Source organism: Georgenia sp. X1117, from assembly GCF_057784635.1.
In genome coordinates, this window is the sequence record NZ_CM173492.1 from 1,713,060 (window position 1) to 1,728,143 (window position 15,084).

Annotated in this window: 12 protein-coding genes and 3 tRNA genes; 5 read left to right on the forward strand and 10 right to left on the reverse strand. The window is 72.1% G+C overall.

What is annotated here, in order from left to right; genetic code table 11:
* The first annotated feature begins 4 nt into the window (after nt 1–4).
* Both AC3D3D_RS07845 and AC3D3D_RS07850 read left to right on the forward strand, forming a co-directional pair.
* Complete coding sequence (locus tag AC3D3D_RS07845) at nt 5–1,747, forward strand: ABC transporter ATP-binding protein (protein ID WP_463663382.1); 1,743 nt, start codon at nt 5–7, stop codon at nt 1,745–1,747.
* Nucleotides 1,747–2,580: an energy-coupling factor transporter transmembrane component T family protein gene (locus tag AC3D3D_RS07850; RefSeq protein ID WP_463663381.1), complete on the forward strand. Its 834-nt coding sequence runs from the start codon at nt 1,747–1,749 to the stop codon at nt 2,578–2,580. The genes AC3D3D_RS07845 and AC3D3D_RS07850 overlap by 1 nt, the downstream gene beginning before the upstream one ends.
* Before the next feature lie 53 nt (nt 2,581–2,633).
* Here AC3D3D_RS07850 and AC3D3D_RS07855 read toward each other — a convergent pair.
* The 5 genes from AC3D3D_RS07855 to AC3D3D_RS07875 all read right to left on the reverse strand — a co-directional run bounded on the left by AC3D3D_RS07855 (nt 2,634) and on the right by AC3D3D_RS07875 (nt 7,942).
* Nucleotides 2,634–2,706: transfer RNA gene (locus AC3D3D_RS07855), tRNA-Arg, on the reverse strand.
* Nucleotides 2,707–2,936: 230 nt separating this feature from the next.
* Complete coding sequence (locus AC3D3D_RS07860) at nt 2,937–4,490, reverse strand: SLC13 family permease (protein ID WP_463663380.1); 1,554 nt, start codon at nt 4,488–4,490, stop codon at nt 2,937–2,939.
* 242 nt (nt 4,491–4,732) lie between these two features.
* Nucleotides 4,733–5,854, reverse strand: coding sequence for a hypothetical protein (locus AC3D3D_RS07865; protein ID WP_463663379.1), 1,122 nt, complete (start codon nt 5,852–5,854; stop codon nt 4,733–4,735).
* Between the two features lie 218 nt (nt 5,855–6,072).
* The gene (locus AC3D3D_RS07870; RefSeq protein ID WP_463663378.1) at nt 6,073–6,975 is read right to left on the reverse strand and encodes a sulfurtransferase; all 903 of its coding nucleotides are present in this window, start codon (nt 6,973–6,975) and stop codon (nt 6,073–6,075) included.
* Nucleotides 6,976–7,234: 259 nt separating this feature from the next.
* The gene (locus tag AC3D3D_RS07875; RefSeq protein WP_463663377.1) at nt 7,235–7,942 is read right to left on the reverse strand and encodes a hypothetical protein; all 708 of its coding nucleotides are present in this window, start codon (nt 7,940–7,942) and stop codon (nt 7,235–7,237) included.
* 251 nt (nt 7,943–8,193) lie between these two features.
* On the opposite strand from AC3D3D_RS07875, the gene AC3D3D_RS07880 reads away from it, so the two are divergent.
* Entirely contained in the window at nt 8,194–8,814 is a 621-nt protein-coding gene (locus tag AC3D3D_RS07880) for a hypothetical protein (protein ID WP_463663376.1), read from the forward strand.
* 378 nt (nt 8,815–9,192) lie between these two features.
* A complete protein-coding gene (locus AC3D3D_RS07885) occupies nt 9,193–9,717 on the forward strand; it encodes a hypothetical protein (RefSeq protein ID WP_463663375.1) in 525 nt (174 codons plus the stop codon).
* Between the two features lie 73 nt (nt 9,718–9,790).
* Here AC3D3D_RS07885 and AC3D3D_RS07890 read toward each other — a convergent pair.
* Nucleotides 9,791–9,879: transfer RNA gene (locus tag AC3D3D_RS07890), tRNA-Ser, on the reverse strand.
* A gap of 108 nt (nt 9,880–9,987) precedes the next feature.
* Nucleotides 9,988–10,070 (reverse strand) — tRNA-Ser (locus AC3D3D_RS07895).
* Between the two features lie 128 nt (nt 10,071–10,198).
* Here AC3D3D_RS07895 and AC3D3D_RS07900 point away from each other — a divergent pair.
* The gene (locus AC3D3D_RS07900; RefSeq protein WP_463663374.1) at nt 10,199–11,167 is read left to right on the forward strand and encodes an NAD(P)H-quinone oxidoreductase; all 969 of its coding nucleotides are present in this window, start codon (nt 10,199–10,201) and stop codon (nt 11,165–11,167) included.
* A gap of 58 nt (nt 11,168–11,225) precedes the next feature.
* Here the strand turns inward: AC3D3D_RS07900 and AC3D3D_RS07905 are convergent, their stop codons facing one another.
* From AC3D3D_RS07905 to AC3D3D_RS07915, 3 genes are all read right to left on the reverse strand, one after another.
* Complete coding sequence (locus tag AC3D3D_RS07905; RefSeq protein WP_463663373.1) at nt 11,226–12,677, reverse strand: ABC transporter substrate-binding protein; 1,452 nt, start codon at nt 12,675–12,677, stop codon at nt 11,226–11,228.
* Between the two features lie 77 nt (nt 12,678–12,754).
* Nucleotides 12,755–13,717, reverse strand: coding sequence for a carbohydrate ABC transporter permease (locus AC3D3D_RS07910; RefSeq protein WP_463663372.1), 963 nt, complete (start codon nt 13,715–13,717; stop codon nt 12,755–12,757).
* On the reverse strand, nt 13,714–15,081 hold the full coding sequence (locus AC3D3D_RS07915) for a carbohydrate ABC transporter permease (protein WP_488511850.1): 1,368 nt from the start codon (nt 15,079–15,081) through the stop codon (nt 13,714–13,716). Before AC3D3D_RS07915 ends, AC3D3D_RS07910 begins: the two co-directional genes overlap by 4 nt.
* Nucleotides 15,082–15,084: the final 3 nt, after the last annotated feature.

Here is a 15,084-nt window from a genome sequence, read left to right on the forward strand (position 1 = left end):
GGCCATGCCAGCCGCCATCGAGGTCGTCGACCTCTCCTTCCGCTACCCCGGCGCCGCCGAGGACACCCTGCGCAACGTCAACCTGACGATCGAGCAGGGAGACTTCGTCGCGGTCGTCGGCGGGAACGGGTCTGGCAAGACCACCCTGTGCAAGACGTTCAACGGGCTCATCCCCCACTACTGGTCGGGCGACTTCGCCGGGGAGGTCCGCGTGTTCGGCACCGACACGGTGGAGTCCAGCGTGGGCTCCCTGTCGCGGTCGGTCGGCTACGTCTACCAGGACTTCGTCAACCAGCTCGTCCGGCCCACCGTCCGCGACGAGGTCGGGTACGGCCCCGTCAACTACGGGCTCACCGACCACGCCGAGCGCACCGTCGAGGCGCTCGGGCTGCTCGGGATCGGCCACCTGCGCGACCGGTTCGTCTGGCAGCTCTCCGGCGGGCAGGCGCACCTCACGGCGCTCGCCTCGGTCCTCGCGCTGCGGCCGGGCATGATCGTGGTCGACGAACCGGTCGCCGAGCTCGACCCGGCCCGCGCCCGGGAGACCTACCTGCGGCTGCGCGACCTCAACGAGGCCGGCATCACCGTGGTGACGATCGAGCACCACGCGGAGCTCATCGCGGAGTTCGCGAGGAGCGTCGTGCTCATGGCCGACGGGGCGCCCGTGTGGCATCTCCCGGTCCAGGACGCGCTGAACCGCGTGGACCAGCTCGAGGAGCACGGGATCCCCACACCCGACATCATCGAGCTCACGCGCACGCTCGGCGGGGTGGACGTCCCCCGCTCGGTCGACGCGGCCGAGCGATGGCTGCGCGAGCAGGGCTTCGCTCCCACCCGGCCCGGCGGCGTCGCGGCCACCACCCGTGGTGCGGTGGACGACGGCACCCGGCCCTCCGCCGTCGGCGACGGGACAGGGACCCGCGAGGCGGTCGCGACCGTGGAGTCGGTGACGCACGGCTACCGGACGGTGGCCGGGGACCTGCAGACCGTGCTCGATGACATCTCCCTCGAGCTCCACGCTGGTGAGCGCATCGCGCTGGTCGGGTCCAACGGCGCGGGCAAGACCACGCTCATGCGGCTGCTCACCGGGCTCAAGGTGCCGCGCACCGGCACGGTGACGGTGGCCGGCGTCGACACGCGCAGCCGCTCCGCCGCCAGGCTCGCCGACCTCGTCAGCTACCTCTACCAGCACCCGCAGCAGATGTTCCTCCAGGAGACCGTGCGCGACGACGTGCGGATGTTCCCGGCCGAGCGGCGCCTCCCCGACGCCGACGCGATCACCGACCGCGTCCTCGAGCGGGTGGCCCTCACCCACCTCGCCGACCGGGACGGGCGCAGCCTCTCGGGCGGGCAGCAGCGTCGCGCGACGATCGCCATCGGGCTCGCCATGCGCCCGCAGCTGCTCCTCCTGGACGAGCCGACGTCGAGCCTGGACGTGCGCAGCCGCGACGACGTCATCGGTATGCTCTCCGAGCTCGCCGACACGATCCGCTGCGCGGCCGTGGCCACGCACGACATGCAGCTGGTCGCCGACTGGGCGACCCGCGTCATCGTCCTCGACGCCGGTCGGGTGCTCGCCGACGTCACGCCCCGCGAGCTGTTCGGCACCCCGGAGGTGCTGGCCAGGGCGCGGCTCATGCCGCCGCAGATCGCGCAGCTGGGGGCCCGGGTGGGGCTCGACCCGGTCCCCCTGAGGCTGACGGAGATGCTCGCCGCGCTGCGCGCGAGCGGGGAGGTCGTGGCCTGATGGCACGCAAGACCCGGGACGTGCTGAGCATCGAGTGGATCAAGCTCGAGCTGCTCCGCACCGCCTACTCCACCCGGGGCGGACTGTTCGCCTCGATGGACCCGCGCGTCGTCATCGGCTGGTACCTGCTGATGTCGATCTCGCCGTGGTTCACGCACAACGTGACGGTGCTCGTGGGCTACTTCGTCGTCGGGATCGTGGCGGTCGTCGCCGCCCGCGTGGGGCCGCTCGTGCTCGGGCTGTTCGTCATCGGGCTCGTGTTCGAGGTGATCTACCTCTTCGCGGTGTCGTTCCTGTTCGGCGGGAACGTCGAGACGCTCGTGGCCCTGTCCGTGCTCTCGCTCAAGCTCGGCGCCGTCTCGATGTTCTCGATGGCCGCCTTCGTCTCCCTGGACCCCGAGAAGCTCTCCGACGCCCTGCTCTGGTTCCGCGCCCCCCAGCTGCTCTCCTTCGGGGTGTCCTACGGCTACCGCATGCTCCCGATCCTGGTCGAGGAGTTCACCACCGTCTTCGACGGCTACCGGCTGCGCAGCGCCGCCCCCGAGCGGCCCGGCCTCCTCGGCTGGCGGGTCGCCGTGCACTGGTCGGTCATGGCGGTCAAGACCTTCTACCCGCTCATGCTCAACACGGCCAAGAGCGTGCGCACGACCGTGGAGGCGCTCGAGGCGCGCGGCTTCACCTACGCCGCGGAGCACCCGGACGGGCGGAAGATCCGGCTGGCCTACCTGCGCACGCGGCCGCTGGACTGGATCGTGGTGGCGGTGAGCATCGCCGTCGTGGCCGTCCTGTTCGCGATCGGGGACGCCTACCCGGTCTACCGCGCCGGCGTCTGAGCCGGCCCCAGGAATGGCGAATGCCCCGGCCGCATACGCGACCGGGGCATCTGCGCGCCCGAAGGGACTCGAACCCCCAACCTTCTGATCCGTAGTCAGATGCTCTATCCATTGAGCTACGGGCGCACGCCTCAAGGGCAGGGAACAGGTTACCCCGGCCACGGTGCCTGTACCGCACCGCTTCGTGGTGAGTGTGCTCACGGAGCGGGGCGCCCCAGCAGTTCCTGCCCGGAGGTGCCCCGCCCTCGTGAGGATGCGTCGGCCGGCCCAGGCTTCGCCGGCCTGAGCCGACCAGCCACGGCCGACCGCGCCGACGAGCACACCGCCCACGGGTCTTCTGCCCGTGGGCGGCCGGCTCACACGGCGATGCCGAGCACCCAGCTCCCGAGCGTCATCACCGTCAGCGTGATGAGGATGATGCCGATGATGTTGAGCCAGACCCCCGCCTTGACCATCTGCGAGATCTGGAGGTAGCCCGAGCCGTAGGCGATCGCGTTCGGCGGGGTGGCCACCGGCAGCATGAAGGCGCACGTGGCGGCCAGGGCGACGGGGACCATGAGCAGCATGACGTCGACGTTCATGCCCGTCGCCACGCCGCCCATGATCGGCAGGAAGGCCGCGGCGGTGGCGGTGTTGGAGGTCATCTCGGTGAGGAAGATGACCAGTGCGGCGACGCCGGCGATGATGAGGACGACCGGCGCCCCCTGCAGCGCGCCGGCGGCCTCACCGATCCACAGCGACAGGCCGGTCTGGGTGAACATCGCCGAGAGCGAGAGACCGCCGCCGAACAGGAGCAGGACGTCCCACGGGACCTCCTTGGCGGTGTCCCAGTCGAGGAGCTGGACGCCCTTGTTGACGTCGGCCGGGACGAGGAACAGCACCAGGGCGAGGATCATGGCGATGACCTCGTCGGAGAAGTTCGAGTCCTCGAAGACCAGCGGCACCGTCACCCAGGCCGCGGCCACGCCGATGAAGATGATGAGCGTGAGGATCTCCTGGCGCGACATCGGGCCGAGCTTGCGGTACTCCTCCTGGATGACCTCCCGGCCGCCGGGGATCTCCTTCATCTCCGGCTTGTAGAAGACGTTGACGAGCAGCCACCAGCAGATGAGGGTGAAGACGATCGCCAGCGGGGTGGCGAACAGCATCCACGTGCCGAAGTTGAGGTTGATGTCGTAGTTCTCGGCGAGGTTGGCCCGCAGCAGCGCGTTCGGCGGGGTGCCGATGAGGGTGGACAGGCTCATGATCGACGACGAGTAGGCGATGCCCAGCATGAGGGCGGTGCCGAAGTTCGACCGCTTGGTGTCGTCCCCGCGCAGCGTGGAGACCAGGGCGAGGACCGACAGACCGATCGGCAGCATCATCACGGCGGTCGCCGTGTTCGAGACCCACATCGTGAGGAACCCGGTGGCGACCATGAAACCCAGGACGAGCATCTTGGGCTTGGTCCCGACGGCGAGGACCACCGCGAGCGCGATCCGCCGGTGCAGGTTCCACCGCTGCATGGTCAGGGCGAGGAAGAACCCGCCGAGGAAGAGGAAGATCGTGGGCGAGGCGTAGGGGGAGGAGGCGTCGCCGATGCTGACGATCCCCAGCCCCGGGAACGCCACGAGCGGCACGAGCGCCGTCGCCGCCAGCGGGATAGCCTCGGTCATCCACCACACGCCCATGAGGACCGCGATCGAGGCGGTGAGCGCGATGTGGTGGCCCGAGGGCTCGATCTCGGCCTCGGTCAGCGAGGAAACCAGGTCGGCCGAGAGGTCCTTGGGGAAGATGAAGTAGATCACCACCGCCAGGACGAGGCCGAGCGTGAGCCCGATCCAGCGGCGGTTGCGTGTCCTGGGGTCGGCGGGGAGGTCGTCGAGACCGGCCGCCCGCGACGTGCTCTCCTTGATCTCTGGCGTTGACACCTGCGTGCTCCTTGCGTCGTCGCAGAGGGGCGGGTGTGTACCGGCCCCCACCCACGCACCTTCGCGTGGGCTCGGTCACGCGGACGCTACCAGCGAGAACACCGTCGGGCAGGGATATAACGGTCGCGTCGGGCCGCGCCCCCGGCCGCGCCGTCGGCCGAGGCCGCACCGCGGGACGCGGACAGCACGATGCCGCGGGACGGGCCCACCCCGTCCCGCGGCATCGTGCTCGATCGCCCGCGCTACTGCGCGGAGCCCTCCCAGTCGGCGTAGATCTCGTAGCCGACGACGACGAGGGCGCCCTCGCCGTTGCGTCCGATCTCGGCGCGGCCGACCGGGCGCTCGACGCCCTCGGCGAGGACCGTGCAGCCGGCGACCCCGGTCTCGGGCTCCACCGTGCAGGCGCCGATGCCCGTGGGCGTCAGCGCCGGCTCGTAGAAGCCCTGGAAGGCGTACCAGAGCTCGTCGTACCCCGCGTCGTCGGTGAGCCCGGCGAGCTCGGCCGAGTCGCCGCGGGCCGCCGCGGAGGCGGCGTCGAGGGCCGCCTGGGCCGAGCCGTCGGCGCGACGCACCATGGGCGAGTCCGCGCCGTCACCGTCCCAGTCGCCGGTGATCACGCTGTCGTCGGGGCGCCCGTAGTCCAGCACCCGCTCGGCCGGACCGCCGGCGATGGTGTCGTTGAGGTAGAGGGTGATCCCGCGCCGCACACCGAGGGTGTCGGCGGCGTCACCGTTCCAGTCGCCGACCAGGACCGTGTCGTCGGCGCGGCCGAACCGGACCTCCTCGTCGGCGTCGCCCGACCGCAGCGAGTTGTGCAGGAAGTACTGGTTGCCGCGGCGCACGGCGAGGGTGTCGGTGCCGTCGCCGTCCCAGTCGCCGACCAGGACCGTGTCGTCGGCACGGCCGAAGATGACGACCGTGTCGGCCGGGCCGCCGGAGAGGTCGTTGCGCAGGTGGTACTCGTTTCCTCGGCGCACGCCGAAGGTGTCGACGCCGTCGCCGTCCCAGTCGCCGACGAGGAGCTCGTCGCCCGGGCGGCCGAAGGTGAAGCGCCCGTCGTACTCGGACTCCCCTGTGGCGTTGGTGTAGCTGATCTCGTTGCCGTGGCGCTGGGCGAGGGTGTCGGTGCCGTCGCCGTCCCAGTCGCCGACGAACACCGAGGAGCGCTCGTCGCCGAAGACGAGGACGTTGTCCGCGATGCCCGTGAAGCCGTTGTCCTGGTAGTAGGTCTCGCCGTAGCCGTTGTCGGCGGTGCCGGTGGCGCCGGCCCCCGTGGCTCCTGCGGCGACGAGCCCGAGACCGAGCAGCCCGGCCCCGGTGACCCGTGCCCGCGCGGTGGCGCTGTGCGTCCGTCGGTGGTCCATGTCGTTGTCCCCCTGGATTCGTCTCCCCGGGGGCCGTCCGGCACCCGGGTCGTGGTGTCGGGGCGACGTCGGTCGTCCCGACGTAACGACCGTATGGAACGCGTGCCACGGCGTCACCAGCGGCGTCGGGGGACCTCTACCCGCAACGACGGCCGGGCCCGACCGAGGGACGGGGCGGTGCCCCGCACCCCGGTCGGGCCCGGACGGTGCGCTGCGCGTCAGGCGGTCGGCTCGCCGGTCTCCAGCGGGAGGGCCGGGTTGTTCGCCCACTCGGTCATCGACCCGTCGTAGACGGCGACGTCGCCGCGGCCGGCGCGGGCCAGCTGGAAGGCGACGTAGGTCGCGGCGATGCCACCGCCGCAGTAGGTGATGATGCTCGGCTCGCCGTCGATGACCTCGGCGGCGTCACCGGTGGCACGGACCTGGTCGACCTCGGCCGCCAGCCCGTCGGCCGTGACCAGGTCGCCGAAGAAGACGTGCTTCGAGCCGGGGATGCGGCCCGGGCGCGCGTACGTGACCCGCTCGCCCGTGAAGGTGGGGCGGTCCAGCGAGTTGACGAGGACCTTCGCGGGGTCCTCGATCGCCGCGGCGACGTCATCGACCGAGGCGTAGAGCTCGGGCCGCGGGTGCGGGACGAAGGTCGCCGGCTCCGGTGCGGTACCCGGGCCGGTCTCGAGCTCGAGGCCGGCCGCGCGCCAAGCGGGCAGCCCGCCGTCGAGCACGTAGATGTCGTCGTGGCCGACGTAGCGCAGGTTCCACCACAGGCGGGTGGCCCACATGGTCTGGCCCTGGTCGTAGATGACGACGGTGGTGTCGTTGCCGACGCCGAGGGCGCCGATCTTCTCCGCGAACTGCTCGGCGGGCAGCGCCGTCCAGAAGTCGGGGTGGCTGCGGTCGGCGAGGTCCTCGAGCAGGTCGGCGAAGACGGCGCCGGGGATGTGGCCCTCCTCGTAGACGTCACGGCCGGTGGCGGCGGAGTAGAAGCCGTCGCCGTCGGGCTGGCGGATGATCGACGTGGCGTCGAGGACGACGACGCCGGGACGCTCCTTGAGCTCGACGAGCTCGGCCGGGGTGACGAGGCGGGCGATGGTGGTCGGGTCGGGGCTGGTCGTGCTGGTCATCGGGACTCCTTGGTGGGGTGGGTGACTGGTCGGGGGCGACTGCCGGGTCGACATCGCTGCGACCTGGCCATCCCCTGGTCCAGCCAGAGCCTGCGGACGAGCGTGAGTTCCACGTCCCCGACGCTAGGCAGCGCAGGTGGCGGCCCGGTGACCGCCCCGGAACGTTCCCGCCATGCGGACACCCGCGCCCGCCGGCCCGCCCCGGTCGGGAGGGCGCGGTCGGGGGCGGCGCCGCTCTACCTCTCGCCCACCGCGTCGGTCAGCCGCGCCGCGACGCCCACCAGATCGCCCCGGCGATCGTGAGGATGAGGCCGAGGATGCCGCCGAAGATGCCGCCGATGATCCCGCCGACCGAGGCGATGATCGTGCCCGCCCCGACGTTGTGACCGACGAAGGCCTCCTGCGGGCAGGTGACGACGTAGGAGCCGTCCTCCGGGGTGGTGAAGCGGTGCCCGAGCTGGTAGCCGTTGATGGTGATCTCCCCGCCCGGGGTGGTGAGGTCGAGCTCGGTGCCGTCGGGGCCGGTGACCGAGCAGGAGGAGGTCCGGCCCGGCGCGTCCTCCGTGGTCGCGTACAGGGCCCACTCCTGCCCGGCGTCGCTCTCGATCTGGGCGCCGCTCGAGCCGACCGAGACGATGTCCGCCGACTCGACGAACCGCGAGAGCGTGGAGATGGCGAAGATGCCGCCCACGACGGCGACGACGAGGAGGAACACGCCGATGAAGGTGAGGATCTTCGGGCCCTTGGTGCTGCGGTTGCGGCGCGCGGGCATGACGCCGTCGCCGCCGCCGTAGGGATTGGCCGGACCGGGCGCGCCGTAGCCGCCCTGCGGACCGTAGCCACCCTGCTGCCCGTAGCCACCCTGCTGGCCGTACCCGCGCTGCTGGCCGTAGCCGCCCGCGGGCTGACCGGGAGCGCCCTGCGGCGGGCCGTAGACCCGGTTGAACTCGTCCTCGTAACCGCTCATCGCCGTCCTGACCTCGTCCGTCGTTCCGGGTGCCGCCGTCCGGCACGGCGTGACGCTAGCACCCGGCGATCGCCGGACGGCGGGTGGGCGCCGGGCAGTCGGACCCGGTGGCCGGCGGCCCGCCGACGGACGGCGGCCGACTGGAAGCGGCGGGCCCGCGAGCGCATCGCCACAGCCGGACCGGGCCGCCGGTGCCCCGCGCGGTGGGAGCATGTGCCCAACGACCCCGTACACGCCCCGAGGAGCTCCTCATGCGCCGCCGCACCACCGCTCTCGTCCTGCCGCTCGTGGCCGGGCTGACGCTTGCCGCGTGCGGAGGCAGCCCGGAACCGACGGCGGCCCCGCCGCCCATGCCCGTCGGCGAGCGCCCCGTCCCGACGAGCAGCGGGACCGGGTCCGGGTCGGGCGGGGAATCGGACCCCGGGCCCGCCGCCGGTGACGGCAGCTCCCGCACCGCCCCGCTCGCGCTGGACACGCCCGTGCAGATCGGCGACTGGGAGGTGCAGGTCGGTGCGAGCAACCTCGACGCCGACCAGGTCGTCGCGGACGAGAACATGTTCAACACCCCGCCCGACGACGGGCACACCTACGTGCTCGTGCCCCTGACCGTCACCTACACCGGCACCGGCAGCGGCACCGCGTGGCTGGACCTCAGCGTGGAGTACATCGGGTCCGACGCCGTCACCTACACCGGGTACTGCGGGGTGGTCCCGGACGCGCTGCTCACCACGTCCACGCTCTACGAGGGCGGGTCGGTGACCGCGAACGCCTGCGCCGCCGTCCCCACCGACGCGATCGAGGGCGGGGTGTGGCGCGTCGCCGAGAGCCTCAACCCCGAGGCCCCGGACGCCGCCTTCTTCGCCTCGGCCTGACCGCCGCAGGTCTCACGACGACGCACCCCTACCCCGCTCGCGGTCGACGGCGACGGCGAGGTACCGGTCGAGCAGCGCCGGGCCCCGCGTCCGCGCGCGTCCGTCTCCCCGGCGCCTCACCTTGGGGAGCCGGCCCCTCCCTCCCCTACCGTCATTTCCTCTTGCCTCATCAACACACACCACCGCACAGTCGCCTCGTCACGCGAGACAGACGTCAGTTGACCAACGTGGTTCACACACTCGGCAACACCCCGGCCGTCGAGGACGGGACCCGTCGGCCGGTCCGGCTGTGGTGGGCGCTCGCCGCCGTCGGGATCACCGCCGGGGCCTTCGCCAAAGGCGCCCTCCTGACACCGCGTGGTTGAGAGGTGGATCGACATGACCGACGAACGACGCACGACGGCGGGGAACCGCCCACCACCCACCGACGCCGGACGGCGGCCGTCCGGGCCGCTGGTCTCGGCCTTGCTGAGCGTCGCCCTGCTGGTGCTCATCGCCTGGCAGCTCGCCGGAGTCACCGAGGGCTCCGGGCAGCTCCAGGTGCTCGACCCCGACCTCGCGCTGATATGGAGCGTGCCCATCCTGGTCGGGATCGGGACCGCCGGTGCCTGCGCCCTGGCCGCGTGGGTACGGCACGGGTGGACCATGCGGCTCGCCGTCGTCAACGCCGCGGCGAACTGGGTGACGGCAGCCCTTGTCGTCGCGTCCACGGTGGAGGGTGCGCTGTTCGATCAGGGTTTCCTCGACCGGTTGGCGCGGGACGTCGGGGAGAGCGAGTCCGCCGATCTGCGCGAGATCTTCCTCCTGGTGGTGGTGGCGACGGCGATCTGGGACAGCGTCGCCGCGATCCTCCACGCCCGCCGACGAGCAGCGCGCGGCGACCGGGGTGCCACCTCGACGTGACGGGAGCTCCCCAGCACGACGAAAGGGCCGGGAGACGTGGCGGTTCCAACGTTTCCCGGCCCCTTCCGGCCGGCGGAGACGGTGGGATTTGAACCCACGAACGGGTTACCCCGTTACATCCTTAGCAGGGATGCGCACTAGGCCTGACTATGCGACGTCTCCAGATGCAGCGTCCAGGCTACCTGCCCGTCACGCGCCGTTCCAACGCGCCGGGCGTCGGGTGGCGCGAGACTCGTCACCGCTGACGCGGGCGCCCGTCGTCGCTGGCGGCGGAGGGTAAGGGATTCGAACCCTTGGTGGTTTCCCACAACGGTTTTCAAGACCGTCACATTCGGCCGCTCTGTCAACCCTCCTGGCCCGGCGCAGGTGCCGGGCGGCCCGTTGCCGGGCCGCGGACCATCCTACGATCCGGCCCGACGCACGGCCGGTGGCGCCCGCCTGCCTCCCCGGCCGCACCTCCCGCCTCGGGCACGATGGGCCGATGGACGCCATCACGATCGACGACGACAAACGGCTGGTGCCGAGCGAGCTCCCCGACCCGGTCCCGGGCGCCGGCGAGGTCCTGATCGACGTCGCCGCCGCCGGGGTCAACCACGCCGACCTGCTCCAGGTCACCGGCGGTCACCTGCCTCCCGAGGGCGAGTCGGAGGTCCTCGGCCTCGAGTGCTCGGGGACGATCGCCGCGCTCGGCGAGCACGTCGAGGGCTGGTCGGTCGGCGACCGGGTCTGCGCCCTGCTCGCCGGCGGCGGGTACGCCTCGCGCGTCGTCGTGCCCGTGGGCCAGCTGCTGCGGGTGCCCGACTCCCTCGACCTCGTCGAGGCGGCCGCCCTGCCGGAGTCGGTGTGCACGGCCTGGTCGAACATGGTCGAACTCGGCCACCTCGCCCCCGCCCAGACGGTGCTCGTCCACGGCGGCTCGGGCGGGGTGGGGACCGTGGCGATCCAGCTCGCCCACGCCTACGGCTCGCGCGTCCTCACGACGGCGGGCGGGCCCGAGCGCACGGCCCGCTGCCTCGAGCTCGGGGCCGACGTGGCGATCGACCACCGCAGCGACGACGTCGCCGGGCAGGTCATGGCCGCTACCGACGGGCGCGGGGTCGACGTCGTCATCGACGTGCTCGGGGCCGGCGGCCTCGACCTCAACGTCTCGATCCTCGCCGAGCGCGGCCGCCTCATGGTCGTCGGCCTGCTCGACGGCGCCAAGGGCAAGATCAACCTGGGCCGCCTCCTCGAGCGCGGCGGCTCGATCACCGCCACCAAGCTGCGTACGCGCTCTCGCGCCTCGAAGGCGGCGCTGATCGACGACATCCGCGAGCGGGTGTGGCCCTGGGTCGCCGACGGCACCGTGGTCCCCGTCGTCGACCGGCGCCTCCCGCTGGCGCAGGCCCAGGAGGCGCACGAGGCGATGGCCGCCGGCGGGGCGTTCGGGAAGATTCTGCTCACCGTCTGACCCGGTCACCGGCCCGGGCGGCGCCCCTCGGCCCGCGCCGGCCGGTCACCCGCGCCGGTCAGCCGAACTCGACCGCCGCGTCCTCGAGCTCCTGCGCCGTCGCCGCCGGGTCGGAGGGGTCGGCGTAGAAGTCGATAAGGATCGGCCAGATCCCCTGCAGCTCGCTCGCCCCGAACGCCAGGGGCACGAGGTCGGACAGGTCGAAGCGGAAGACCTCGGTGGAGGTGATCTGCTCGGCCGAGGCCCGGGCCGCGTCGTCGGCGTAGAGGTCGAGGTCCGCCGCCCGGTTGGGCGAGACGATGCCGCCGAGCTCGATCCACACGTTCGCCGCCTCCGGGGAGGCGAGGTAGCGCATGAGCGCGGCGGTGGCCTCGTCGTCGTCGAAGGCGACGGCCCCCGAGGCGTCGCCGACCACCGAGGGCTCGGTGCCCGGCAGCTGCGGCCACGGGTAGGACAGGGCGTCCTCGCCGACCACCGCGTCGGTCTGGCCGAGGATCGAGCTGGCGATGTAGTCCCCGCCGACGAGGGTCCCGGCGGTGGGCTCGTCCCCGAACACGGTGGTCACGGCGTCCGGGTAGGTGCGCTGCGTCCCGCCGGCCAGCTGCAGGTCCTCGTCGCCCCACAGCTCGGCGAGCACCTCGAGGGCCTCGACGACACTGGGGTCGGTCCAGGGGATCTCGTGCGCCGTGAGCCGGTCGTACATCTCGGGCCCAGCGGTGGCCAGGTAGACGTTCTCGAACCAGTCGGACAGCGGCCAGCCGGTGTCCGCGCCGACGCTGAGCCCGGCCACCCCGCTCCCGGAGACGGTCTCGAGGGTGGTGCGGAACTCCTCCCACGTGGTGGGCACCTCGGCGCCGGCGTCCTCGTAGACCTGCGCGTTGTACCAGACGGTCGACTTCGACGCGGCCTCGAGCCACACGGCGTAGACCTCGTCGTCCCAGGAGCCCAGGTCGAGCCAGGTCTGCGCGTAGCTGTCCTCGACCATCTGAACCGTCGTGTCGGCGAGCGGGACGATGGTGCCGTCCGCCGCGAGCTCCGCCACGAGCTCGGGGTCCCGCACGACGGCAATGTTGGGCGGCACCCCGTCCTCGACGGACTCGGTGATCGACTGCCGCGGGTTGCCGATGCCGAGGTGGTGGACCTCGGCCCCGGTGGCCTGCTCGAAGGCGTCGAGCACGGTCTCGAGGTTGTGGCGGTCGACGTCGGACCAGCTCGTCGCGATCTCGATGCTCTGGCCGGTGAGGTCCGGGTAGCCCTCGAGCTCGGGCAGCTCGACCTCGCCGGGGTCGACGACCTCCTCCGTGGGCTCCTCCTCGGTCCCCTCGGACGGCGTCTCCCCAGTGCCGGGGTCGCCAGCGCCGGGCTCGCCGCCCGGCTCGGTGGTGGCCTCGGGGTCGGTGCGTCCCTCGGGATCGGCCTCGCGCTCGCCGCCGCACGCCGCGAGCAGCGCGGCCGCCGCGAGCACTGCCGCGAGGGCGGTGCCGCGCCCCCGCCCGGTGGTCCCTGCCATCGACTGCTCCTCCTCGGCCACCGTGGGGGTGGCGCCCGGCCATCGTAGGTGCTGGCCCGGGCGGGCCGCGGTGGCGGCTACTTCTGCGAGCCCGCCATGAGGGCGTTGACGAAGTAGCGCTGGAAGGCGAAGAACACGATGAGCGGCACGATCATCGACAGGAAGGCGCCCGCGGAGAGGACGTCGATGTTCGAGGAGAACTGCCGCAGCTGGGACTGCAGGGCCACGGTGATCGGCTGGGTGTCCGGGGAGGAGAACAGCAGCGCGACGAGCATGTCGTTCCACGACCACAGGAACTGGAAGATCGCCAGCGAGGCGATCGAGGGCATGGCCAGCGGCAGCGCGATGCGGAAGAAGATCCGCAGCTCGCTCGCGCCGTCGATCCGGGCGGCCTCGAGCATCTCGGTAGGGATCTGCATGAAGAAGTTCCGCAGCAGGAAGATCGCGAACGGCAGCCCGAAGGCGGTGTGGAAGAGCACCACCGCCGAGATCGAGCCGAAGATGCCGATGTCCCCGAACAGGCGGGCCAGCGGGATGAAGGCCACCTGCAGCGGCACCGCCATGAAGGCGATGACGACCACGAGCACCCAGTCCCGGCCGGGGAAGCGGACCCAGGCCAGCGCGTACCCGGCCATCGCGCCGAGCCCCACCACGAGCAGCGTCGAGGGGACCACGATGAGGACCGTGTTCCACAGGGAGGACATGATCCAGTCCGCCTGCAGCAGCCCCCGGTAGTTGTCGATCGAGAACTGGGACGGGTCCAGCAGGCCGGTCCACCAGCCCGACTGGGCGTTGGCCTGCGAGCTGCGCAGGGAGGAGAAGAACAGCCCGACGGTGGGCACGAGCCACACCAGCGCGACGACGATCAGCACGACGTTGATGACGCCCCGCCCGAGCAGGCGGCCCACCCGCGAGCCGCCCGGACGCGACCCGGGCGCGGCGGCGCGGGGACGCCCGCCGTCCCCGGCGCCGCCGCTGCCGGCGGGGTCCTCGGGTCCGGTCCCGGGGGCCGGCGGGGTGGTACCGACGACGGCGGTCATGCCTGTCCCCCTCGGCGGAAGTTGCGGATGTTGACGAGGATCGCCGGCAGCACCAGCAGGAGCAGGAAGATCGCCAGCGCCGAACCGAGGCCGTGGTCGTTGCCGCCGCCGAAGGACACGGTCCACATGCGGGTGGCGATGACGTCGGCCGCGGGCTTGGAGACGCCGGGCGGGATGACGTAGACGAGGTCGAAGATCTTCAGCACGTTGATGATGAGCGTGACCATGACGACCATGAGCACCGGCGCGAGCTGGGGCACGGTGATCCGGCGGAAGACCTGCCACTCGTTGGCGCCGTCGGTGCGGGCGGCCTCGAGCAGCGTGCGGTCCACCGCGGACAGGCCGGAGGCGATCATCACCATGGCGAAGCCGGCCCAGATCCACACGTAGGCGAGGATCGTCACCGGCGTGATGAGGCCCGGACCGAGCCAGTCGATGCCGGAGGCCCCGGCCGCGAAGCCCGAGGCCGGCAGGGTCACCGTGTAGCTCCCGCCGGGGTCGAGGCCCTCGACGACGAAGGTCCCGTCGTCGTGGGTGACGGCGCGGCCCGCCTCGGCGCCCTCGGCGTCGGTGACGACCACCTCGAGACCGCCCAGGCCCGGTTTGCCGTCGCCGACCTCACCGTTGGTGCCACCCCCGCCGCGGACGAAGTCGAACCAGATCGAGCCGGTGATCTGGTCCGCCGCCGGCTCGGGCGCCGCGACGGCATCGGTCGGCGGGTCCGGTAGGTGCTCCGCACCGATCCCCACGAGCGGGACGTCGACGATCGTGCCGGGCGAGACCTCCTCGGTGGCGGCCATCGAGCCGTCCTCCTCGGGCTGCACGAGACCCTCCGGGCGTGGTCGGGCGTCCGGGTAGCTCGTGGACTCCGCGCCGACCATCTCCTGGACGGAGACGATGACCGCGTTGGCCAGGCCGATGTCCGGGTTCTGCTGGAAGACGGTGCGGAAGATGACGCCCGCGGCGAGCATGGAGATCGCCATGGGCATGAAGATGATGAGCTTGAACGCCGTCTGCCAGCGGATGCGCTCCATGAGCACCGCGAAGATGAGGCCGAGCACCGTGCAGATCGCCGGGGCGACCAGCACCCAGACCGCGTTGTTGCGCAGGGCCTGGAACGTCTGCGGGTCAGTGAACATCCGGACGTAGTTGTCCAGGCCGACGAAGACATCGCCGGACTGGTCGAACAGCGACCGCCACACGGAGTAGGCGATCGGGTAGGCGACGAGCACGCCCAGGACCAGCGCCGCCGGTCCGAGGAGGATGCCGAGGATCAGCCAGGGGCCCGACCGGCGGGGGGAGCGTCGTCGCGTCCCCCCGCCCGGTCGGGCCTGGTCGGCCGTGGTGGGCCCGGCCGTGCTCACCTC